Annotated in this window: 19 protein-coding genes; 9 read left to right on the top strand and 10 right to left on the bottom strand. The window is 58.9% G+C overall.

Going from position 1 to position 21,639, the window contains the following annotated elements; translation table 11 throughout:
* The first annotated feature begins 168 nt into the window (after positions 1–168).
* Positions 169–411 (top strand): DUF465 domain-containing protein, encoded by a 243-nt coding sequence (locus tag AACY11_RS19505; RefSeq protein ID WP_221732752.1) that lies wholly within the window; start codon positions 169–171, stop codon positions 409–411.
* Between the two features lie 211 nt (positions 412–622).
* Here AACY11_RS19505 and AACY11_RS19500 read toward each other — a convergent pair whose 3' ends face one another.
* The 4 genes from AACY11_RS19500 to AACY11_RS19485 form a co-directional block, all read right to left on the bottom strand.
* Positions 623–1,699 (bottom strand): SMP-30/gluconolactonase/LRE family protein, encoded by a 1,077-nt coding sequence (locus AACY11_RS19500; RefSeq protein ID WP_339495552.1) that lies wholly within the window; start codon positions 1,697–1,699, stop codon positions 623–625.
* Positions 1,696–2,841 (bottom strand): sterol desaturase/SRPBCC family protein, encoded by a 1,146-nt coding sequence (locus AACY11_RS19495; RefSeq protein ID WP_339432912.1) that lies wholly within the window; start codon positions 2,839–2,841, stop codon positions 1,696–1,698. The genes AACY11_RS19500 and AACY11_RS19495 overlap by 4 nt, the downstream gene beginning before the upstream one ends.
* Positions 2,842–2,951: 110 nt before the next feature.
* Positions 2,952–3,815, bottom strand: a complete 864-nt coding sequence (locus AACY11_RS19490) for a LysR family transcriptional regulator (protein WP_339432913.1) — start codon at positions 3,813–3,815, stop codon at positions 2,952–2,954.
* A gap of 144 nt (positions 3,816–3,959) precedes the next feature.
* Positions 3,960–5,678 (bottom strand): hydrogenase maturation protein, encoded by a 1,719-nt coding sequence (locus AACY11_RS19485; protein WP_339495551.1) that lies wholly within the window; start codon positions 5,676–5,678, stop codon positions 3,960–3,962.
* A 259-nt stretch (positions 5,679–5,937) separates the two neighbouring features.
* Here AACY11_RS19485 and AACY11_RS19480 point away from each other — a divergent pair, with 259 nt between their 5' ends.
* From AACY11_RS19480 to AACY11_RS19460, 5 genes are all read left to right on the top strand, one after another.
* Positions 5,938–6,240 (top strand): hypothetical protein, encoded by a 303-nt coding sequence (locus AACY11_RS19480; protein WP_339495550.1) that lies wholly within the window; start codon positions 5,938–5,940, stop codon positions 6,238–6,240.
* Between the two features lie 156 nt (positions 6,241–6,396).
* The gene (locus AACY11_RS19475; protein WP_339432916.1) at positions 6,397–6,924 is read left to right on the top strand and encodes a PAAR domain-containing protein; all 528 of its coding nucleotides are present in this window, start codon (positions 6,397–6,399) and stop codon (positions 6,922–6,924) included.
* 12 nt (positions 6,925–6,936) lie between these two features.
* A complete protein-coding gene (locus AACY11_RS19470) occupies positions 6,937–7,977 on the top strand; it encodes a hypothetical protein (RefSeq protein WP_339495549.1) in 1,041 nt (346 codons plus the stop codon).
* 95 nt (positions 7,978–8,072) lie between these two features.
* On the top strand, positions 8,073–8,579 hold the full coding sequence (locus AACY11_RS19465) for a hypothetical protein (protein WP_339432918.1): 507 nt from the start codon (positions 8,073–8,075) through the stop codon (positions 8,577–8,579).
* Positions 8,580–8,595: 16 nt separating this feature from the next.
* Positions 8,596–8,829: a hypothetical protein gene (locus AACY11_RS19460; RefSeq protein ID WP_339464514.1), complete on the top strand. Its 234-nt coding sequence runs from the start codon at positions 8,596–8,598 to the stop codon at positions 8,827–8,829.
* Between the two features lie 57 nt (positions 8,830–8,886).
* Here AACY11_RS19460 and AACY11_RS19455 read toward each other — a convergent pair whose 3' ends face one another.
* Both AACY11_RS19455 and AACY11_RS19450 read right to left on the bottom strand, forming a co-directional pair.
* Positions 8,887–9,201 carry an SCP2 sterol-binding domain-containing protein gene (locus AACY11_RS19455; protein ID WP_103302367.1) on the bottom strand — a complete coding sequence of 105 codons (315 nt, stop codon included), beginning with the start codon at positions 9,199–9,201 and terminating at the stop codon, positions 8,887–8,889.
* A gap of 64 nt (positions 9,202–9,265) precedes the next feature.
* On the bottom strand, positions 9,266–9,976 hold the full coding sequence (locus tag AACY11_RS19450; protein WP_339495548.1) for a histidine phosphatase family protein: 711 nt from the start codon (positions 9,974–9,976) through the stop codon (positions 9,266–9,268).
* 204 nt (positions 9,977–10,180) lie between these two features.
* On the opposite strand from AACY11_RS19450, the gene sohB reads away from it, so the two are divergent.
* Positions 10,181–11,212, top strand: a complete 1,032-nt coding sequence (gene sohB, locus AACY11_RS19445; protein WP_339432920.1) for a protease SohB — start codon at positions 10,181–10,183, stop codon at positions 11,210–11,212.
* 66 nt (positions 11,213–11,278) lie between these two features.
* Here sohB and AACY11_RS19440 read toward each other — a convergent pair whose 3' ends face one another.
* Both AACY11_RS19440 and AACY11_RS19435 read right to left on the bottom strand, forming a co-directional pair.
* The gene (locus tag AACY11_RS19440) at positions 11,279–11,773 is read right to left on the bottom strand and encodes a DUF934 domain-containing protein (protein ID WP_339432921.1); all 495 of its coding nucleotides are present in this window, start codon (positions 11,771–11,773) and stop codon (positions 11,279–11,281) included.
* A complete protein-coding gene (locus AACY11_RS19435; RefSeq protein WP_339432922.1) occupies positions 11,757–13,415 on the bottom strand; it encodes a nitrite/sulfite reductase in 1,659 nt (552 codons plus the stop codon). The genes AACY11_RS19440 and AACY11_RS19435 overlap by 17 nt, the downstream gene beginning before the upstream one ends.
* 521 nt (positions 13,416–13,936) lie before the next feature.
* On the opposite strand from AACY11_RS19435, the gene AACY11_RS19430 reads away from it, so the two are divergent.
* Positions 13,937–15,010 carry an ABC transporter substrate-binding protein gene (locus AACY11_RS19430; RefSeq protein ID WP_339432923.1) on the top strand — a complete coding sequence of 358 codons (1,074 nt, stop codon included), beginning with the start codon at positions 13,937–13,939 and terminating at the stop codon, positions 15,008–15,010.
* A gap of 6 nt (positions 15,011–15,016) precedes the next feature.
* Here the strand turns inward: AACY11_RS19430 and AACY11_RS19425 are convergent, their stop codons facing one another.
* Both AACY11_RS19425 and metH read right to left on the bottom strand, forming a co-directional pair.
* Positions 15,017–15,235 (bottom strand): DUF2970 domain-containing protein, encoded by a 219-nt coding sequence (locus AACY11_RS19425; RefSeq protein WP_221732738.1) that lies wholly within the window; start codon positions 15,233–15,235, stop codon positions 15,017–15,019.
* Positions 15,236–15,348: 113 nt separating this feature from the next.
* Complete coding sequence (metH, locus tag AACY11_RS19420) at positions 15,349–19,059, bottom strand: methionine synthase (protein ID WP_339432924.1); 3,711 nt, start codon at positions 19,057–19,059, stop codon at positions 15,349–15,351.
* A 156-nt stretch (positions 19,060–19,215) separates the two neighbouring features.
* On the opposite strand from metH, the gene AACY11_RS19415 reads away from it, so the two are divergent.
* Positions 19,216–21,498, top strand: coding sequence for a fatty acid cis/trans isomerase (locus AACY11_RS19415; RefSeq protein ID WP_339432925.1), 2,283 nt, complete (start codon positions 19,216–19,218; stop codon positions 21,496–21,498).
* The last annotated feature ends 141 nt before the right edge of the window (positions 21,499–21,639 follow it).

Below are 21,639 nucleotides of genomic sequence, written 5' to 3'. Positions count from 1 at the left end.
ATTGAGGGCGCGCAACGAGCAAAGGCTTTATCGCAATAGCGACAGGGCGACGAACGGGCGCCGCTGGTCTGACAGGTGGTCGACAGAAGCGTTCAACCAAGGCCATTCTGATAACGGGTCAGCGCAATCGGTCGCGCTGGCCTCCCGATCAACTGATGGAGGTGTTCCATGCCGGTTCCCCATGACCTGTTTCAGGACTTGAGTTGCACGAAGGAAGAGATCCAGCAAAAACGCACCCAGGATCCACGACTGGATTCACTGATCAACAAGTATTCCCAGGCTGATGCCGATGTGGTCAAGGCCGAAACGGCCACCTCGGATGCCCCCAGCGACGATGAACTGAAAAAACTCAAAGAGAAGCGCCTGAAGGTCAAGGACGAGATCGTCAGCCATTTGCAGCCCCCGTCCTGATCCGCCGACCTACGGTTGTAGATTGACTGGAACGACAACCACGCCCGGCACCTCGAATGTTCAGAGTCCGAATTCAACGACTCCTTGCGAGGTGCCCCATGACCGATCCCACAGGTTTGTGGTTATCGAATGATTTTCGATGTTTCACAAACCGCGTGGGAGCAGGCTTGCCAGCGATAGCGTCAGTCAGTCCAGTGCCTTTAATGCGGGCTCATTTGAGCGCATCTGCCAAGGGCAAACGCGCCATATGCGAAGCCTTCAACGACCCGAAATACAACCACGGCCCATACTCGCGCGCCGTCGTTATCGGTGAGTAATTACCGCTGCTGGCATCCTGCAGATTGGCAATCACCTTGCCGTCCAGATCCAGCCCCAGCACAAACCCGCGCTTTTCCACCGGTTTGGGCAACACGGTCAGCGCTCGCACGATCATCTTGCGTACGAGCGGATACCCGGCAGTGCCATCGAGCAAGGGATTGCGCGGTGCGTACAGCGCCACCCAAAACCGGTCGCTGCCGTTGAAGGCGAGGTTGTCCGGCAGCCCCGGCAAATTGTCGATGAACAGGTCATGGGTGCCGGCCTTGGGCCCGGTCAGCCAGTAGCGGCTGATGCGGTAAGCGCCGGTTTCGTTGACCAATACATAGGCGTCATCCGGGCCGAGGGTCACGCCGTTGGCGAACTCCAGTTTGTCCAGCAGTACGCTGGTTTTGCCGGTCTGAAAGTCATAGCGCAACAGACGTCCGTCACCGCCATGCTCGATAATCGCCTCGCCGTCATGGCCATAACCCCAACGGCTGGAGGCATCACTGAAGTAGGCGTAATGCCCGGATTGGTCGATGGCCACATCGTCGGTGAAACCGAACGCCAGGCCATTGGCGGCTGTCGCCAGGGCAATCAAGCGCCCTTGTGCATCGAGCGAGAGCAAACCTTTGACGCCGTCGGCAATCACCAGCAAACCGTTGGGATGTCGGGCCAGACCCAAGGGGCGTCCGCCGGTATCTGCGAGCACTTGGCGTTCCTGACCGTCGAGACTGCTGCGAATCAGCCGACCGTCATGCAATCCAGTGATCAAAAAGTCACCTTCCAGCAGCAGCGCCTCTGGCCCTTCGATGTCACTCGGGCCAACCTGTGCAACGCCTTTGAGTTTTTGGTTTTCGGCGTAGATTCCGTTGGTCAGCGATGGCGCGGCCTGTGGTTTCCAGGCAACCGGCTCAACCCGGGTGGGCATCAGCAACAAAAACACGAAAACGAGAATGATCAGCAGCATCAACCCATGTCCCAACTTCATGCGCTTGCCCTCGCCGATGCAATGTATTGCGTGGCCATGTCGCGTAACGCGAGCATCGACGCAGCCGACTCGCGACCAATACGGCGTTTGAGCAGCAACTGATTGGCGATGCGCATGCCCAGACCCTCGAAGCGATACTCCAGGGTGCGCACAAACCGTGTGCCGCTGCCTTCGGTCGAGCATTCGTAAGTGAGCAACAATGACAACCCGTGATCACCGTGCGCCTGCGCGCACCAGCGCCGACCGGGCAGATACTCCGTGACTTCCCAGCTCAAGTGACCTGGCCGCCCACCCGCATGAATATCCTCCTCGAAGTGCGAACCCGCATGCAGGGGGCCCTGTGGGCCGTTGATTTTCAGCGAAGACGGGTGCCACTCTGGCCAGCGGCTGACGCTGGCAGCGTAGGCCAGCACGGCAATCGGTTCACCGGCGATATCGATCGGGTGTTGCAGGCGCGTCATGGGCATTCTCGAATGGCTCAAAGGGGCGGTTTCCGGCTCCCAGTAAAGGGTGCCGAACAAGTAGTCCATCAAGGGCAAGACAATGTTGAAGTTGCATTCCTGCATGCGCTCGCGGCGGTGATGCAATTCGTGCAGGCGACGCATCTGGCGGATCCACGGCAGCCGGGTCAACGGATTGTCCGGCGGCAGATGCTCGCAGGCGTGAAACACCTCGTAGGCAAGATAACCGAACACCATGCAGCCGCCGAACAGCCCGGCAACGTTGACATTGGCCTGCACGAGCAGCCACCACCCCGGCAGGGTGATGAACAGCGTGTGAATGACGATCAGCCAGGCCGGGAACAGAATCACCCGCCAGTCGCGGGCACTGTCGTAGGTCATGTGGCCGGGGGTGAAGAAACTGTGATGATCGCCCGCATGTCGGGCGTAGAACATTTTCGCGAAGGCTTTTTTATGGTGGCCGAGATGGCGATGCACGCTGTACACGCCGAAATTGAAGAACAGCAGGGTCAGCGGCACGGTCAGCCATTGCAGCGGTTGCACCTGCTGCACATTGCTCCAGAACATGCCGATGGCCAGTACGCCGAACAGCAGCACGAAGGCGCCATGCAACCACGGGTTGTAAAGCGGATGGATCGCCGCACGGTAGCGACTGCGAAATGCCTCGGTGGTCTGCCTCACTGCGTCACCTGCGGGGATCGTTGTCATACCCGGCAGATTAGCCGATCCGCTCGTTTATGCAGGCCAGACCTTGGGGCACATGCGCCATGATCGGCTGTAAAGCGGCCGCCTCAGCTCAGTGGGTTCCAGCGTTGCGACCAGTCGTCATCGTTGCGAATCACTTCGCGCAGCAGATTGAAGGCTTGTTGCAGCGTCGCCGAGTCGCGATCGCGCGAGTACACCAGATAGGTCGGGTAACCGAATTCAGGGGCTTTGGTCACCGGCTCCAGGGCGCCGCTCTCCAGGTAGGTGCGCACGACGCGAGTGCGGAAGTAGCCGCTGCCACCGTGTTCGAGGATGTATTGCAGGGCCAGAGGGCCGAGGTTGAAACTCAGCGCGGCTTTGGCTTTTTCCGGCAGAGCGGCATCGTGCTGGCGGCGAAAATCCGGGCCCCAGTCGATGTAGACGTAGGGATCCGGGCGATCAGGCGCGCGCACCAGGATCAGCTTTTCTTCCAGCACCTGCTCGACCTGCAACCCCGGCCAGTATTCGGGCTGATAGACCAGCGCCGCGTCGAGCACACCGAGTTCAAGTTGGCGCAGCAGGTTTTCGCCGTCGCGGATTTCCATGCGCAACGCATGCCCGGGAATTTTCTCGCGCAGTTCGGCAGCCCAACTGAGCATCAACGGATTGCACAGGCTGACTTCTCCGCCGATGTGCAGCACGTTGTGATAACCCTCGGGCAGCGGCAAGTCGCGGCGCGCGGCCTCCCAGGTCTGCACCAGTTGATTGGCGTAGACCACAAAGGCCTCGCCGTTGGGCGTCAGTTTCGCCCCGGCCCGATTACGCACGAACAGGGTGCTGCCCAACTGGCTTTCGAGTTTCTGCACCCTGGCGGTGATTGCCGTTTGTGTGACGAACAGCTTCTGCGCCGCCGCGGCGAGGCTGCCGTGGCGGACGATTTCCAGAAAGGTGCGGGCGAGGTCGATGTCCATGGGCGGGCCAGTGTTTGAGGTGGGCGCATTGTATGTGCAGCCTCTACACTGCGTCATCGTTCAATCGCCATTAGGGTCGCGGCCACGGTTTGATATCTGTGAGCGCTCGCTTGCCGGCGATGAGGCCGTGGCGGGCGGTGACGATCAGTCCGTCAGCTCAACTTCACGCCCCCGTGCCCAATCCGCGATCAGCCGCGCCGGCGTGCCACACGCCTTGCGCTTGTAAACAAAATGGGCGCATTTCTCGGCGAAACCACTGCGGTTGTAGAGCATGTCTTCCTGCATCTCCTGCAGCTCGCTTTCACGGCATTGCTGGATCAGCACCTGATCAACCCGGGCCTTGCGTTCACGCACAGCGGCATAGGTCGGGTCGCTCAAAACGCTGTTGGCCCGTTGCAGCAGCCACAGCGAAAACTCATCCGGGCAACGCGGGCCGATCTCCTGAACCATACCCAGTTGCAGGGCCTGGTGGGCACTGACCGGCAGGCAGGCTTGAGTCAGTTGCTCGGCCATCGCCGGGCCAACGGCGCGGGGCAGGCTGTAAGTCCAGTATTCGGAGCCGTACAACCCCATGCTTTTGTAATGCGGATTGAGCACGATATCGGCCCGGGCAAAGACGATATCGGCCGTCAACGCGAGCATCACGCCACCGGCGCCAGCACTGCCCGTTACGCCGCTGACCACCAGTTGCCGCGCCGTCAGTAATTGCTCACAGACATCATCGATTGCCTGAATATTCGCCCAGGCTTCAGCCCCCGGATCCTGCGCGGCCTGAATCACGTTCAAATGCACACCGTTGGAAAAACTCCCGCGTCCGCCCTTGATCAATAACACCTGAGTGTCGCGGGACTTGGCCCAGCGCAGCGCTTGGACCAAGCGTTGGCATTGCTCGGTGCTCATGGCACCGTTGTAGAACTCGAAGGTCAGTTCGCCGACATGCCCGGATTCGCGGTACCGAATCGGTTGATAGGCCGCGTCGCTGAATGGCTGGGTGGCAATCGAGCTGTCGAGCGTCGGCACATCGGCCAATTGCCCGGCCAGCACATGTCGCGCCGGTTGCTTGAAAGTTTCTTCGCCAGGCTGCGGTTTGCGCCGCAGCGAGCCGATCCACAGGCTCTGATCGCCGGTCGCGACCAGCACGGCATCGTCCTGCACGGCGAGGATTTCGCCGGGCAGACCCGTGCGCGAATCCAGGTGCGCGTCGTACACGTAATACTGACCTCCCGCCAAGCTTGCCAGTACGCCGGGCTGGCCGTCCGCCGCGTCGATGCAGCGCTTGATGAAGCGCGCGCAGTCGTGCCAGTTGAAGCTTCGGTCGATCTGTTTCATGTTCGGCTGCAAACGCCCACGCACTTTGGGGTCGGTGTAATCCAGCGGCACTGGCGCATAACCTTCGACGAATTTTTCGATTACCTCGCGAATGCAACGAATCGCCGCATCGCTGACCCGACCGTTGTACAGCTCGGACTTGCGCAAGCCCGACGGCAGATTGAATTCGCAGGTCGCCCAGACCGGGCCGGCGTCCATCTCTTCAACCGCTTGCAACGCGGTCACGCCCCAGCTCGACAGCTCATGGGTGATCGCCCAGTCCAGCGCACTGGCGCCACGATCGCCGACGATGCCCGGATGAATGATCACCACCGGACGTTCGGTGTTACGCCAAAGCGCTGGCGGCACGCGGTCCTTGAGGAACGGACAGATCACCAGATCCGCGCCGCTGCGTTCGATCTGTTCACACACCGAAGCGTCGTCGGTAAACACCACGACGCTGGGCGAATGTCCGGCCTGACGCAGTTCCAGCCAGGCGCGTTGAGTCAAACCGTTGAATGCCGACGACAGCAGAATGATGTTGAGTGGTCGCATGAGAGTTCTTCCTTGAATGGGATCAGCCGCAGGCTCCCGGTGAGCCTTCCCTGGCCTTCGATGGAGCCGGAAGATTAATCAGTCTCGCCCGTGCGCCAGTGATCGAGGTCAACGTTCTGTCAGCCAATCTTTTGCGAGGCGACGAAGCGTCTTCTTTTTACGGGTCTTGGCACTACCGGCCTCCCATTCGTGAGCCTCGTGCGCTGCATTCGATGTCTTGCGTACCGCCGATCCTTAGCATCCGCATGTCATCGAACAAATGGGCGCAAGTCTGGTCCTGCTGTGCGATCCGACTTTGCGTTGGTTGCCGTGCAACCGTCTGCTGCAGAGCCTCAATGCGGCGTCGAGCAGTCGTGGATTTATCAGCGGCAGTTTGAGTGTGCTCGGTATTGTGCTGCTGGCCGGGTTGCTCGGGCGGCGTTACGGCGGGTTGCCGGATGCAGGGGAGTTGGTGACCGATACTGCTGAACGACGTGATTTCACTTTGGACGATGGCAGTGCGTTGACCGGGGCGGTGATTGAGCGTAACGAAATCCTCAGCAGCGGCGGCTCGAGGATCTAAGGTTCGGACGCGATTGCCGGGCCCATCCCTATACCCGTGAGTTGCTGGCGGCATCCTTCGCTACGCCAGATTCGGCCTTTATACGCGGCGACAGACTTTTATCCCTGGTATAGATCCGGTACATTCCGCGCCCTAGCCAATACAAGGAAGTAGACGATGGCAAAACCAGCCGCTCGACTCAGCGATCTCAATGCCTGTCCGGTGACCGGTCACGGTACCAACCCAAGCACCAGCGGTTCGCCCAACGTGAATATCAACGGCATGCCGGTGCTGCGTGTCGGAGACACAACGGCGTGCGGTGATTCGGTCACCGAAGGAATCGGCAACATCCTGATCAATGGCCAACCCATTGCGTTTCTCGGCAGTGGCACCGCCCATGGCGGTATGATCATCACCGGCTCTGGCGACGTGTTCGTGGGCACTCAAGTCGGCGCCGCACCCTTCACTCCTATCGTGACTGTGCCCAAACACAGCGAACGCTTCCAACTGGTTGATGAAACCACCGGCGAGGCGATTCCCGATATGCTCTATTGCATCGAAACCGGAGACGGCCAACGCCTTGTCGGCCACACTGACAACCACGGCAACGCCGTACGCGTGTTCACTGCCGATCCGACCTCCATTGTCGTGCAATGGGGTAAGGAAGCCGCCGCCCACCTGGATGCTCTGGGTATCGCTTACTAAGGAAGGTTTTACGTGGCAACTCCAAAAAAAAATCAGGGCCAGACGAACGATCAGCACGCGACGACGCAAGTGAAGGGGACTCTGGCGCAGGACTATGTGACGGTAGTGGGAGCGTCCTACCTGGGTTTTATCGCGAATATTCGTGGCCAGCGGGGCAACATGATGAACTTCATCAACCAGGGCATACGTCAGCTCAAAAGCTATCCACCGTCTACGCCGAGTTACTCTATTCAACGGGCATTTCTGATCTTCAAGGATGAGTACGACCCAAATCTGTTGGCTGAAGTCAAAAAGATCGTGACCGAGGGTTATGGTGCCGAGTATCGCGAGTACGATTCAATTTCGCAGTTGGTTGATTTTGTCGCGAGTCGAAAACGCAGAGGTCGGGAAATCAAGCAAATGGATTTCTTTTCCCACGGCGTTGTAGGCAGCATAGAACTGGGGTACGAGCTGGACAAACGTGACAGCTACCGATTACGTGATGCCCAGGCTCGCATGTTTACGCCTGACGCGTTCGCCTATGGCGCGAAGATCTATTCCTACGCATGCCGAACCGGATTAGGGATCAACGCGAGCGTGAAGGTAGCGGAAAATGAAGACCCGCACTTTGAACTCAGTCTGGCGCAAATAATGGCTGATGCCACTGGAACAACCGTGTGGGCATTTCCTCGGCGCAGTCTGTATGACCAGACCTATGGAACCAACGAAGATCGTGCCGCGGTGGAGCAGGCACCGACCAAGCAGGAAGCGGACAAGGCCGCCAGCCGTGCCTACCGCAAGAATCTCAGTGATTACCAGCGTCGGTTGACAGCCCACCGCACCACCAGCAAAGATCCCGCCGCTCAGTTGCCGAATGAGCGGGCGCCTGTGCCGCCTGTCAAAACATTGAGCGAGAAAGATGCCGCGCTGTTGAAACAAGCTCAAGGACGGGAACATTGCAACGACACACTCGGATATCCCCTGGACGCTGAAGGGGCTGTCCATGGCGTACGATCTGGCAATACACCGGATGGCGTTCCCAAAAAGCTGTGCGAATACAAACCAGCCAAATGACCTCAACTATAAAAAAAACAACGGTTTTTCGTGCGATCGGGCTATTGGCCGTCGCGGTTTTGATGGGTCTATATCTCGTTGGCAAGGAAGACGAAATGTCCTCGAAAGTAATGATGTATTACGGCATCTGGAGTCCAGACGATAATCGTTTCGACGCCACTCGCTGGTTTACAAGCGGAATGTACAGCCGCCGTCTCATGGGAACCCCGGCCCAAGCAAGCGCCGAAAGCATGCTGCGCAATAAACCTCTGCCGGTTACGGCGAACATGAACGATGACCTCGTCGCCATCGCAGGGGTGGCGCTTGAGTATGACTTTCCCCAGGTCAATACCGACTCGCTTATCAACGACCCACCGGATCTGACTGGGCGTGTCAGGTACTGGATCAGCAAGTTCGACAAGCCGGACAAGCCAGTCGATCTCTATAACCTGTTCCTGAATCTGGGAAATCAACGGTTTGTCATCACCTTCAGCCGAGATGCGCAAACGGGAGAGCTGATCGATAAAAACAGTGCAAAACTGATTTATCCGAACCAAGAATCCGATGCGCATTACGTGCGGATATTCAAGGAACTGGACGAGACTCAGAGCCTGCGCCGTTAAGGGCTGGTAGTTGAATGTGAACACTGCGTTCATTCGTTACAGTGCTTTCGCAGCACCGGATCAGCCGCAGGATTATTACAATATCTACTTGAAGTATCAGGGGGAGCGGTATGTCATCACCTTCGCGCGTGATGCGCAAACCGGTGAAATCCTCCCCGGAGGCGGCGTCCAGTTGATGTACCCCGACAGTGGGCCCCAGGTCGCTGATCGGCAGGTCTTCAAGGCACTGGACGCCGCCGGCATCCATTGACCCTGAAACGACAAATCCCGCCACCAAGGCGGGATTTGTTTTTTCCGAATCGTAGTCTTACGACGGGAACAGTTCGGACAGTTTCATCGCCAGCATCATGTCGCCTTCAGCGCGCAGTTTGCCGCCCATGAATGCTTGCATGCCGTCGGTCGAACCGTCGACGATGCCTTCCAGGGTTTCGCCGTCCATCACCAGAGTGACCTGGGCGTCCGGGTTTTCGCCTTCTTGCAGCTCGCAGGTGCTGTCCTTGACGATCAGCGAGAAGTTCTTGGTCTCGTCGATGCGGAAACCGAAGACCAGGTCCAGACCGGCAGCAGCGGCTGGGTTGAACTTGGCTTTCATTGCTTGTACGGCATCAGCTACGGAGGTCATGGTTCGATCCTTTCTTGGGTAATAAGAGCAGGTTGATTACAGCAAGGTTCACAGTAATCCGGACTCAGCGGAAGGTGATGAGTTCCGGGGCCTTCAACAGTTGCAGGTGTGCATGACTGTTGAAGGAAGCCAAAGCCACCTCGCGACCGCGGAATTTCAGCAGGTTGAGCGAGGTGTTGACGATTTGCCAGTTCAATTCAAAGGCCTGTTTCGCAGGCATTTGCGTAATGAGGTGGAGCAGTGCGGTGATGGTGCCGCCGGAGGTGAACACGGCGATTTTCTGATTTTTTTCAGCTTGTTCGAGGATTCGGTGCAATCCGGCCTGAACCCGTTCGACAAAGCCCAGCCAGCTCTCCAGCCCCGGCGGGTCGTAAGTGCCGGCCAGCCACCGCTCAATGATCAAGGCGAAAATGCGCTGGAACTCGCCGCGGTTTTGCGCGGCATTGCGCAGGATGTCGAACGCTTCCGGTTCGTCCGGCAACATGGCCGGGAGCAGGGCGCGGATCACGGCGTCGGCGTCGAATTCGTTGAAGGCACAATCGGTTTCCAGCATCGGTACCGACAGGCCTTGCGCGGTGAATTGTTCCAGCGCGCTGGTGGCCGTGTGCTGTTGGCGACGCAGGTCACCCGCGAGGCAGCGGTCAAAGCGGATACCCAGTTCAGCGAGGTGCTGGCCGAGGACTTCTGCCTGGCGCACGCCGGTCGGTGACAGGACGTCATAGTCGTCTGCACCAAAGGAGGCCTGGCCATGTCGAATCAAATAGATACTGCCCACGTCCGCGTCATCCCGGTACGTTGAAGGTTTGGCGAGGTTATGAGGATGATGGGGTGCTGTCAATGAAAAAACATACGCTTGTTTGAAATGCCCGTTACAGGCGTGTTGCCAGAGGTTTCACGGCTGGTCGAGGAGCCGGCGCATGGGTATGCTGGCGCCATCCCGCGTGTGTTTCACGTCCGCGCATTGTTTTAAGGAGTCTCTGTGGAGTTTTTCACCGAATACGCCAGTTTCCTGGCCAAGACCGTCACGCTGGTGATCGCCATTCTGGTAGTGCTCGCCAGTTTTGCCGCGTTGCGCAGCAAGGGGCGGCGCAAGTCGGCAGGTCAGTTGCAGGTCAGCAAGCTCAATGATTTCTATAAAGGCCTGCGTGAGCGCCTTGAGCAAACGCTGCTCGACAAGGATCAACTCAAGGCTTTGCGCAAGGGTGAGGCCAAGTCCGAGAAAAGCGAGAAGAAGCAGAAGAAAAAGCCCGAAGCCAAACCACGGGTGTTCGTGCTGGATTTCGACGGCGATATCAAGGCTTCGGCCACCGAAAGCCTGCGTCATGAAATCACCGCGCTGCTGACACTCGCCACACCCAAGGACGAAGTCGTCCTGCGTTTGGAAAGCGGTGGTGGCATGGTCCACAGCTACGGTCTGGCCTCCTCGCAACTGGCCCGTATTCGTGAAGCCGGCGTGCCGTTGACCGTGTGTATCGACAAGGTCGCGGCCAGCGGCGGCTACATGATGGCGTGCATCGGCGACAAGATCATCAGTGCGCCGTTCGCCATCCTTGGCTCCATTGGCGTGGTCGCGCAGTTGCCCAACGTCAACCGCTTGCTGAAAAAGCACGATATCGACTTTGAAGTGCTGACCGCCGGTGAGTACAAACGCACCCTGACCGTGTTCGGCGAAAACACCGAGAAGGGCCGCGAGAAGTTTCAGGAAGACCTGGACATCACCCATCAGTTGTTCAAGAACTTTGTCGCTCGCTATCGTCCGCAACTGGCGATCGATGAAGTGGCCACAGGTGAAGTCTGGCTTGGTGTTGCAGCGCTGGACAAGCAACTGGTTGATGAACTCAAGACCAGCGACGAATACCTCGCGCAGAAGGCCAGACAGGCCGAGGTCTACCACCTGCACTACGCCGAGCGTAAAAGCCTGCAAGAGCGTATCGGCATGGCGGCCAGCGGTTCGGTGGATCGCGTGCTGTTGAGCTGGTGGAGTCGTCTGACCCAGCAACGTTTCTGGTAAAACAGTCGCGCATAAAAAACGCCGGTCATTGACCGGCGTTTTTATGTCTGCGGCAAACCCGCAGGTTTAGCGACGACGGAATAGCGGCAGGGGTTCGTCAGTGGCCGCCTGATAGGTCACCGAAAAATCCTTGAGGCCTTCAAGCGCTTCGTACGGGTCTTTGTCCGGGCGTATGGCAAAGGCGTCGAAACCGCAGCGGTGCATGTAGAACAACTGGTCACGCAACACATCGCCAATTGCCCGCAGTTCGCCTTTGAAACCGTAACGGTCACGCAGCAGGCGTGCGTTGGAGTAGTTGCGCCCGTCGGTGAACGCCGGGAAGTTAAGCGCGATCACCTGGAACTCGGCCACGTCAGGACCTATTTCCTCGGCCTCTTCGTCGGCATCAAGCCATACACCCAGGCCGCCGTCGCGTGCCTTGAGCATGCGGCTGTGTTCGCGCCACAGTTGCAGTGGAACGATCAGATCGTCGCAGTTGCTGATCTCGTCGATGTTGAAGTCCTTCGGCAACAGGTGCCAGGTTTCGTCGACGACTTCGTTGTTCTTAATGATTCGCTGCATAGACGCGTTCCTTGAAGAGGTCGATGCCAATACGCTGATAGGTGTCGATGAAGCGCTCGTCTTCGGTACGTTGTTCAACGTAAACGTCGATCAGCTTCGAGATGACGTCAGGCATGGCTTCCTGAGCGAAGGACGGGCCGAGGATCTTGCCCAGGCTCGCATCCCGGCTGGCGCTGCCGCCGAGGGAAACCTGATAGAACTCCTCACCTTTCTTGTCCACCCCGAGGATGCCGATGTGGCCGACGTGGTGGTGACCGCAGGCGTTCATGCAGCCGGAGATGTTCAGGTCCAGTTCACCGATGTCGAACAGGTAATCGAGGTCGTCGAAGCGGCGCTGGATCGATTCGGCAATCGGGATCGACTTGGCGTTGGCCAGCGAGCAGAAATCACCGCCAGGGCAGCAAATGATGTCGGTCAGCAGGCCGATGTTCGGCGTGGCGAAACCACCTTCACGCAGCTCGCCCCACAGGGTGAACAACTGGCTCTGCTCGACGTCGGCCAGAATGATGTTCTGCTCGTGGGAGGTGCGCAGTTGACCGAAGCTGTAGCGCTCGGCCAGATCGGCGACGGCATCGAGTTGCTTGTCGGTGATATCGCCCGGGGCAACGCCGGTCGGTTTCAGCGACAGGGTCACGGCCACATAACCCGGCTTTTTGTGCGCGAGGGTGTTGCGGGTGCGCCAGCGAGCGAACCCGGGGTGTTCTTTGTCCAGCGCGGCCAGTTCGGCAGACTGGTTGTCCAGCGCCTTGTAGTCCGGGTCAACGAAGTGCTTGGCGACGCGATGCAGTTCGGCTTCGGTCAGCGTAGTCTGGCCACCGCGCAGGTGTTCCATTTCGGCATCGACTTTCTGCGCAAATACTTCAGGGGTCAGCGCTTTGACGAGGATCTTGATCCGCGCCTTGTATTTGTTGTCGCGACGGCCGTAACGGTTGTAGACCCGCAGGATGGCGTCGAGGTAGCTCAACAGGTCCTGCCAGGGCAGAAACTCATTGATGAACGCGCCGACGACCGGCGTACGACCGAGGCCGCCACCGACCAGCACGCGAAAGCCCAGTTCGCCAGCTTCGTTGTGCACTGGCTCCAGGCCAATGTCATGCACTTCAATGGCTGCGCGGTCAGCGGTCGAACCGTTGACGGCGATCTTGAATTTGCGTGGCAGGTAAGCGAATTCAGGGTGGAACGTGGTCCACTGACGCACGATCTCGCACCATGGGCGCGGGTCGATCACTTCGTCGGCAGCGACGCCGGCAAACTGGTCGGTGGTGACGTTGCGCAGGCAGTTGCCGCTGGTCTGGATCGCGTGCATCTGCACCGTGGCCAGTTCCGCCAGGATGTCCGGGATATCTTCAACCGCCGGCCAGTTGAACTGCACGTTCTGTCGTGTGCTGATGTGGGCGTAGCCCTTGTCGTAGTCGCGGGCAATCCTGGCCATCATGCGGGTCTGACGCGAAGTCAGTTGGCCGTAAGGCACTGCCACTCGCAACATCGGCGCGAAACGCTGGATGTAGAGGCCATTTTGCAGGCGCAGGGGACGGAATTCTTCCTCGCTCAGCTCACCTGCCAGATAGCGTCGGGTCTGATCACGGAACTGCTTGACGCGGTCCTCGATGATCCGCTGATCGTACTCGTCGTATACGTACATATAAGTCCTGTTCTCAGGCTTGGGCTACTCGGAAAACGCTGGGTTTTCGCTTGCTGGAGTCCGAGGTTGCCTCTGCAATTCTGCGCGCACGGCCGCGCACTCTCTAACGGAGCCGGGGCAATATACCCGTTTGCAGTTATGCGCAAAAGTGATGTTTGAGTATATGTAAAGAACCAAATCGCCTAACGAGAATGGCTGTCAACTAACCCACATTTGTCGTGCGGACAATCATCGTCTTAACTGTGGTCGAGTCTTTCTGCAATCACCGATAAAACCGACAAGAGGCGATGCAATGAGCAACCCAACCAAAGCAAGGAAAAGCGATAGCAGTGTCGATGCCTGGGCGATTGTGTTCCTGATCATTCTGGTCGTAGGAACGGCGGTATTCTGGGTCAGTCATCAGTAAGCGACCCCTCCGGGCCCGTGTCCGACGATTGTCGGACAAAAAACGGAATCAGGCGCCAGCAGCCGGTTTTCGAAGGCTATAATCGCGGCTGTTTTTCCTTGGGCCCGGCTGTTTCATGTTCAGGTTTTTTCACATCAGCTTTCTATTGTTTGGCGCGGTTTTCGCGTCCAGCGCGCGGGCGGAGTCCGTGCTGTTTCTCAATCCCGGCTCGACCGAGGAAACGTTCTGGGTCAGTTATTCGCAATTCATGCAGGCAGCCGCCCGGGATCTTGGCATTGATCTGCGCATTCTCTATTCCCTGCGTCGACCCGAACTGACACTCGCTCAGGCGCGTCTTGCGTTGCAGGGGCCGAATCGTCCCGATTACCTGATGTTCGTCAACGAGCAATACGTGGCGCCACAGATCCTGCGTCTGGCTCAAGACAGTGGCGTGAAGTTGTTCATCGTTAACGCTGCACTGACCCCCGACCAGCAAGCTCTGGTCGGCGAGCGCACGGATCGGGTCGGCAACCTGGTGCCGAACGATGAGGAGGGCGGCTACCTGATGATGAAGGCGTTGATTCGAATGCATCGGCCCGTGAGCGGGGGTGAGGAGATCGAATTGCTGGCGTTCTCCGGTTTGAAAATCACGCCGTCGGCGCAGTTGCGTGAGCACGGCATGCAGCGCGCACTGGCCGAACATCCGCAAGTACGTTTGCGCCAACGTGTCTACAGCGGCTGGACGCAGCAGCGCGCCTATGAACAGGCCAAACAGTTGTTCGCGCGCTATCCGAAGGTGTCACTGGTGTGGTCGGCCAACGATGAAATGGCCTTTGGTGCGATGCGCGCGTTTTCCGAGACCGGCAAAATCCCGGGGCAAGACGCCTTGTTCAGTGCGGTCAATACGTCACCGGCGGCGCTGCAGGCTCTGGTCGATGGGCGCTTGAGCGTGCTGTTGGGCGGACACTTCACTTTGGGCGGCTGGGCGCTGGTGGAACTGCATGACCACGAGCAGGGCGTGGATCTGGATCAGCATGGCGGCCGCGATCGTCAGGTGCCTTTGCTGCAACTGATCGATAAGGCTCATGCCCGGCGAATGCTGGCCATGGGAAGTTCGCCTGACTACGGCGTGAGATTTCGCAAACTCTCGGCCAAAGGGCGGCCAGCCTCGTACCGCTACCCGTTCACTTTCCAGGCCTTGATGCACTGAAACACGTCAGACGCCGGCGAAATGCACGACCAGTTTGACGATGGCAAACAGCGTCAGCGCAAACACTGCGGTGAACACAATCCCCAATATCACGAAATGACTGGGTTTGCCGTGGGTGAAGTCCCGTGCCCGGTTCTTGCCGCTCTGCACGCCGAACGCCGCTGCCATCACGCTGTGCAGCATCTGCCAGAAACTCGGCGGTTTGTTGTCGACTGGATCGTCCATAAATCCCTCGTCTGCCATGTGTGTCAGACAAGCATAGCCAACCGTTTCAAGGGCACCGCAAAAACCACTGTGGGAGCCCGCTCGCTCCCACAGAGTATTGCGTTGAAGCTGGATTAGTTGTCGTAACCCAGATTCGGCGCCAGCCAGCGCTCCGTCACGCTCAGTTCCTGACCTTTGCGCGAGGTGTAGCTCTGCACCTGATCCTTGTCGACCTTGCCCACGGCGAAGTACTGCGCCTGCGGGTGGGCGAAATACCAGCCGCTGACCGCTGCCGCCGGGAACATCGCGTAGTGCTCGGTGAGGAATACACCGCTGCGCCCGGCGCGCATTTCGGCGGCTTCTGGGTCGAGCAGGGCGAACAATGCAGCTTTCTCGGTGTGATCCGGGCACGCCGGATAACCCGGCGCAGGACGAATGCCGGAGTATTGCTCTTTGATCAGCGCTTCGTTGTCGAGCACTTCATCCCGGGCATAGCCCCAGTGTTCTTTACGTACCTGCTGGTGCAGCCATTCAGCGCACGCCTCGGCCAAACGGTCGGCGAGTGCCTTGACCATGATCGAGTTGTAGTCGTCGCCGGCATCCTGATAAGCCTTGGCCACTTCTTCGGCGCCGATACCGGCGGTGGTGATGAAGCCACCGACATAGTCGATCACTTCGCTGTCCTTGGGCGCCACGAAGTCGGCCAGCGAGAAGTTCGGTTTGCCGTCGGTCTTGATGATCTGCTGACGCAGATGATGCAGCTTGGCCAATGGCTTGCCGTCATCGCCGTACAGCTCGATGTCGTCGTCATGCACCTGATTGGCTGGCCAGAAGCCGAACACCGCACGGGCACTGATCAGTTTCTCGTCGATCAGTTTGGCGAGCATTTCCTGAGCGTCTTTGTACAACGCTGTGGCGGCTTCACCGACCACTTCGTCTTCGAGGATGCGCGGGAACTTGCCGGCCAGATCCCAGGAGATGAAGAACGGCGTCCAGTCGATGTACTCGGCCAGTACCTTGAGGTCGATGTTCTCCAGCACTTTGCTGCCGGTGAAGGTCGGTTTGACCGGCTGGTAATTGGCCCAGTCGAACTGCGGTTTCTTCGCGATGGCGGCGGCGTAGCTCAGACGTTCGGTGCGGGCACTGCGGTTGGCGGTACGTTCGCGCACTTCGACGTATTCGGCTCGGGTTTTTTCAACGAAACCGGCCTTCAATTCCTTGGACAGCAACTGCGTTGCCACGCCGACCGCGCGGGAGGCGTCGGTCACGTAAACCACGGCGTCGTTGCTGTACTTGGGCTCGATCTTAACGGCAGTATGCGCTTTGGATGTGGTCGCGCCACCGATCATCAACGGCAAGTGGAAGTCCTGACGCTGCATTTCACGGGCAACGTGAACCATCTCATCCAGCGACGGGGTGATCAGGCCAGACAGCCCGATGATGTCGCACTTCTGCTCCTTGGCCACTTGCAGGATCTTTTCCGCCGGGACCATGACGCCGAGGTCGACGATGTCGTAGCCGTTGCAGCCAAGCACCACGCCAACGATGTTCTTGCCGATGTCGTGGACGTCGCCTTTCACCGTGGCCATGAGGATCTTGCCCTTGGCCTCAGGTTTGTCACCTTTTTCCAGTTCGATGAACGGGATCAGGTGCGCTACGGCCTGCTTCATTACACGGGCGGATTTGACCACCTGCGGCAGGAACATTTTGCCGGCACCGAACAGGTCGCCGACGATATTCATGCCCGACATCAGCGGGCCTTCGATCACTTCGATCGGGCGGGCGAATGACTGGCGCGATTGTTCGGTGTCTTCAACGATGTGTGTGGTGATGCCCTTGACGAGTGCGTGTTCCAGGCGCTTGTTGACGTCCCAGTTGCGCCACTCTTCGGTCTCGGCTTCCTTGACGCTGCCGTCGCCCTTGTATTTGTCAGCGATGGCGAGGAGGGCGTCGGTGCCTTCCGGTGTGCGGTTGAGCACCACGTCTTCGACCGCGTCGCGCAGTTCCTGCGGGATCTGGTCGTAGATTTCCAGCTGGCCGGCGTTGACGATGCCCATGGTCAGGCCGGCGCGGATCGCGTACAGCAGGAACACCGAGTGAATCGCCTCACGCACCGGGTTGTTGCCACGGAACGAGAACGACACGTTGGACACGCCGCCGGAGCTCAGGGCATACGGCAGTTCGTCGCGGATGTAGGCACAGGCATTGATGAAGTCCACAGCGTAGTTGTTGTGTTCTTCGATGCCGGTGGCCACGGCGAAGATGTTCGGGTCGAAGATGATGTCTTCCGGCGGGAAGCCGACTTCGTTGACCAGAATGTCGTAGGAGCGCTTGCAGATTTCTTTCTTGCGCGCTTCGGTGTCGGCCTGGCCGGCTTCGTCGAACGCCATCACCACCACGGCGGCGCCGTAGCGCTTGCACAGCCTGGCGTGATGGATGAACTGCTCGACGCCTTCTTTCATGCTGATCGAGTTGACGATGCCCTTGCCCTGAATGCATTTCAGGCCGGCTTCGATCACTTCCCATTTCGAGGAGTCGATCATGATCGGTACGCGGGAGATGTCCGGCTCGCCGGCAATCAGATTGAGGAAGGTCACCATGGCCTTCTTCGAATCGAGCATCCCTTCGTCCATGTTGATGTCGATCACCTGCGCGCCGGCCTCGACCTGCTGCAGGGCAACTTCCAGGGCTTCGGTGTAGTTGTCTTCGCGGATCAGACGGGCGAACTTGGCCGAACCTGTGATGTTGGTCCGCTCGCCGACGTTGACGAACAACGAGCTGCGATCGATGGTGAACGGCTCCAGGCCCGAGAGGCGGCAGGCCTTGGGGATATCCGGGATTTGTCGCGGCGCGTAACCGGCCACGGCGTTGGCAATGGCTTCGATGTGGCCCGGAGTGGTGCCGCAGCAGCCGCCGACAATATTGAGGAAGCCGCTTTGGGCGAATTCTTCAATGACTTTGGCGGTTTGCGACGGCAGTTCGTCGTACTCACCGAATTCGTTCGGCAGGCCGGCGTTCGGGTGCGCGGAAACGTGGGTGCTGGCCTTGTTCGACAGTTCTTCCAGATACGGACGCAATTCGCTGGCGCCAAGGGCGCAGTTCAGGCCCACCGAAATCGGCTTGGCGTGGGCCACGGAGTTCCAGAACGCTTCGGTGGTCTGGCCCGACAAGGTCCGGCCGGAGGCGTCGGTGATGGTCCCGGAAATCATGATAGGCAGTTCGAGGTGCAACTCTTCGAACACCCCTTGCACGGCGAAGATCGCCGCTTTGGCGTTGAGGGTGTCGAAGATGGTTTCGATCAGGATCAGGTCGGCGCCGCCCTCGATCAGGCCTTTGGTGGCCTCGGTGTAGTTCTCCACCAGCTCATCAAAGGTGACGTTGCGGTAGCCAGGGTTGTTGACGTCAGGCGACAGCGAGCAGGTGCGGCTGGTGGGGCCGAGCACGCCAGCGACGAAGCGCGGCTTGTCCGGGTTCTCCAGGGTCTTGGCGTCGGCGACTTTGCGCGCCAGGCGCGCGCCCTCTACGTTTAGTTCGTACGCCAGCTCTTCCATGCCGTAGTCGGCCATGGAGATGCGGGTGGCGTTGAAGGTGTTGGTTTCCAGAATGTCGGCGCCGGCATCCAGATAAGCCTTTTCGATGCCGCCGATGACGTCCGGACGGGTGATCACCAAGAGGTCGTTGTTGCCCTTGACGTCACTCGGCCAGTCCGCGAAGCGTTTGCCGCGATAATCCTGCTCTTCGAGCTTGTAGCTCTGGATCATCGTGCCCATACCGCCGTCGAGTATCAGGATGCGCTCTTTGAGGGCGTGCTTGAGAGCTTGAAGGCGGACGCTGCGATCGGACATTTGGACTACTCGGAAAGACCATTACGAAGGAGCGGGATCATAACAAACCTGTGCGCTTTTAGAGCATGTGGCGGTTTTGCATGAATATCGCTCATGTTGGTACGACCGTCATACTGTAGAATCTCAGCGTTTTTCTTCAGGATCGGGATCAGGGACATGTCGTACCGCGTCATCAGCATCGTTTTGCTGTTCTTGAGCTGGGGCGCTGCGGCGCAAGATCCCGCGCTTTCTTATACCCGTGATATCCAGCCGATTTTCACCGAGAAGTGCGTGGCCTGCCATGCGTGCTACGACTCCGCTTGTCAGCTCAACCTGGGCAGCGGCGAAGGCGCCGGGCGTGGCGCGAGCAAAATGCCGGTCTACGACGGCGAGCGCACTCAGGCGGCGCCAACTACCCGGTTGTTCTACGACGCTTTCGGCAAGCGCGCCTGGCAGCAAAAGGGTTTCTATTCGGTACTTGATGCACAGGGCAGTCAGGCGGCTTTGATGGCCCGCATGTTGGAGCTGGGGCACAAAACCCCGTTGACGCCGAACGCCAGACTGCCAGAAGAAATCGCCCTGGGCCTGAACCGGGAAAACATGTGCACCATGCCTGCCGAGTTCGAGGCGTACGCCGGTGCCCATCCGAAAGAAGGCATGCCGCTGGCGGTCACCGGTCTGACTGATCAGCAATACCAAACGCTGCAACGCTGGCTGGCGTCCGGCGCACCCATTGACGAACAGGGTCTGGCGCCCAGCAGCAAAGAAGCGATGCAGATTGTCCAGTGGGAAAATCTGCTCAACACGCCCGGAGCCCGGGAGAGTCTGGTCGGGCGCTGGCTGTACGAACACTGGTTCCTGGCGCACATCTATTTCAAGGACGGTGAGCCAGGGCACTACTTTCAGTGGGTGCGTTCGCGCACGCCAACCGGACAACCCATCGACCTGATTGCCACTCGTCGCCCGAATGACGATCCGGGGACTCAGGTGTATTACCGCTTGTGGCCGGTCCAAGGCGTGATCGTTCACAAAACGCACATCACCTACCCGCTGAGCGCGGCAAAAATGGCGCGGGTCAAAAGCCTGTTCTACAGCGGCAACTGGCAGGTCAACGCCTTGCCGGGTTACGGGCCGCAGAGCCGGGCCAATCCGTTCGCCACGTTCGAGGCCATTCCGGCGCAGGCGCGCTATCAGTTCATGCTCGATAACGCCGAGTATTTCGTCCGCACCTTTATCCGTGGCCCGGTGTGCCGAGGGCAGATTGCGACCGACGTTATACGCGACAACTTCTGGGCGCTGTTCCAGGCTCCGGAACATGACTTGTACATCACCGATCCCAACTATCGTGGTCAGGCCACACCGTTGCTGGCCATGCCCGGGCAAAACGACGATGTCGGCAGCGTCCTGAGCCTCTGGCGCGACTACCGCAACAAACGTAACGAATACGAAGCCCTGCGCCGTGACAGTTACGCCGACCAGCCGGCGCCGAGCTGGTCGACGCTGTGGGCGGGCAACGACAATGCGTTGCTGAGCATCTTCCGCCACTTCGACAGCGCCTCGGTCACCAAAGGCCTGATCGGCGAGGTGCCGCAGACGATGTGGTTGTTCGACTATCCGTTGCTGGAGCGCACCTATTACCAGTTGGCGGTCAACTTCGATGTGTTCGGCAACGTTTCGCATCAGGCGCAAACCCGCCTGTATTTCGATCTGATCCGTAACGGCGCCGAGCAAAACTTCCTGCGCCTGATGCCCGCCGACTCCCGTGAGGATTACCTCGACGATTGGTATCAGAGCAGTGGCCAGTTCAAGATGTGGCTGGATTACGAGTCCATCGACGACGACAAGCCGACCGCGCTGAAACTCAACAAGAAAGACCCGAAACACGATTTCGCCATGCAGTTGCTGGCGCGTTATGGCGACCTCGACGCCCGACCTGACCCGATCAACCGTTGCGAGGGCGCCTATTGCTCACGCCCGAATATCGATCCGGCGCTGCAAAACGCCGAACAGGCGCTCAGTCGCCTGACATCGCGCCCCGCCGCCGGGTTGAAGGTGATCGACCAGTTGCCGGAAGCGACGATGTTGCGTATTGAAACTGCCAGTGGCAAACGCGAGGTCTATAGCCTGTTGCGCAATCGCGCGCACAGCAACGTGGCGTTCTTGCTCGGTGAGTCGCTGCGTTATCAGCCGGGCCTCGACACGATCACTCTTTATCCGGGCGTGCTCAGCAGTTATCCGAACTTCATCTTCAATATTCCCGCCGAGCAAGTGCCTGAGTTTGTCGATGCAATGGAAAACGCCAAAGACGCCAACCGCTTCGAAAAAATCGTCGAACGCTGGGGTATTCGCCGCAGTCATCCGCAGTTCTGGTTCTATTTTCACGACTTGAGCCAGTACCTCCACGAAACCGATCCGGTTGAAGAGGGGGTGCTGGACATGAATCGATACGAGAATCTCTGATCTGCCTTTGAGAAGGGCCTGCTGTCACAACCTTCAGCGGCGGCGCAATGCCTGTCGGATGTTTGTCGTCTGTGTTTTGGTAATCGGCGTCGGCTCCTGGTTGAGTTACCCATGGTTGGGAAAACGTGGCTACCGTTGGCT

This window comes from Pseudomonas sp. RA_105y_Pfl2_P56 (assembly GCF_963970845.1).
Taxonomy (GTDB): domain Bacteria; phylum Pseudomonadota; class Gammaproteobacteria; order Pseudomonadales; family Pseudomonadaceae; genus Aquipseudomonas; species Aquipseudomonas baetica_A.
The sequence above is the reverse complement of the archived record's forward strand: the minus strand, read 5'-3'. Positions and strand labels throughout refer to the sequence as shown.

Coding starts and splice junctions, on each gene's coding strand:
- AACY11_RS19485 (WP_339495551.1), bottom strand. CDS start 5,678: ATGCGACCACTCAACATCATTCTGCTGTCGTCGGCATTCAACGGTTTG.
- AACY11_RS19435 (WP_339432922.1), bottom strand. CDS start 13,415: ATGTACGTATACGACGAGTACGATCAGCGGATCATCGAGGACCGCGTC.
- AACY11_RS19475 (WP_339432916.1), top strand. CDS start 6,397: ATGGCAAAACCAGCCGCTCGACTCAGCGATCTCAATGCCTGTCCGGTG.
- AACY11_RS19465 (WP_339432918.1), top strand. CDS start 8,073: ATGTCCTCGAAAGTAATGATGTATTACGGCATCTGGAGTCCAGACGAT.
- AACY11_RS19505 (WP_221732752.1), top strand. CDS start 169: ATGCCGGTTCCCCATGACCTGTTTCAGGACTTGAGTTGCACGAAGGAA.
- AACY11_RS19440 (WP_339432921.1), bottom strand. CDS start 11,773: ATGCAGCGAATCATTAAGAACAACGAAGTCGTCGACGAAACCTGGCAC.
- AACY11_RS19455 (WP_103302367.1), bottom strand. CDS start 9,201: ATGACCTCCGTAGCTGATGCCGTACAAGCAATGAAAGCCAAGTTCAAC.
- AACY11_RS19480 (WP_339495550.1), top strand. CDS start 5,938: ATGGGCGCAAGTCTGGTCCTGCTGTGCGATCCGACTTTGCGTTGGTTG.
- AACY11_RS19415 (WP_339432925.1), top strand. CDS start 19,216: ATGTCGTACCGCGTCATCAGCATCGTTTTGCTGTTCTTGAGCTGGGGC.
- AACY11_RS19425 (WP_221732738.1), bottom strand. CDS start 15,235: ATGGACGATCCAGTCGACAACAAACCGCCGAGTTTCTGGCAGATGCTG.
- AACY11_RS19500 (WP_339495552.1), bottom strand. CDS start 1,699: ATGAAGTTGGGACATGGGTTGATGCTGCTGATCATTCTCGTTTTCGTG.
- AACY11_RS19430 (WP_339432923.1), top strand. CDS start 13,937: ATGTTCAGGTTTTTTCACATCAGCTTTCTATTGTTTGGCGCGGTTTTC.
- metH (WP_339432924.1), bottom strand. CDS start 19,059: ATGTCCGATCGCAGCGTCCGCCTTCAAGCTCTCAAGCACGCCCTCAAA.
- AACY11_RS19490 (WP_339432913.1), bottom strand. CDS start 3,815: ATGGACATCGACCTCGCCCGCACCTTTCTGGAAATCGTCCGCCACGGC.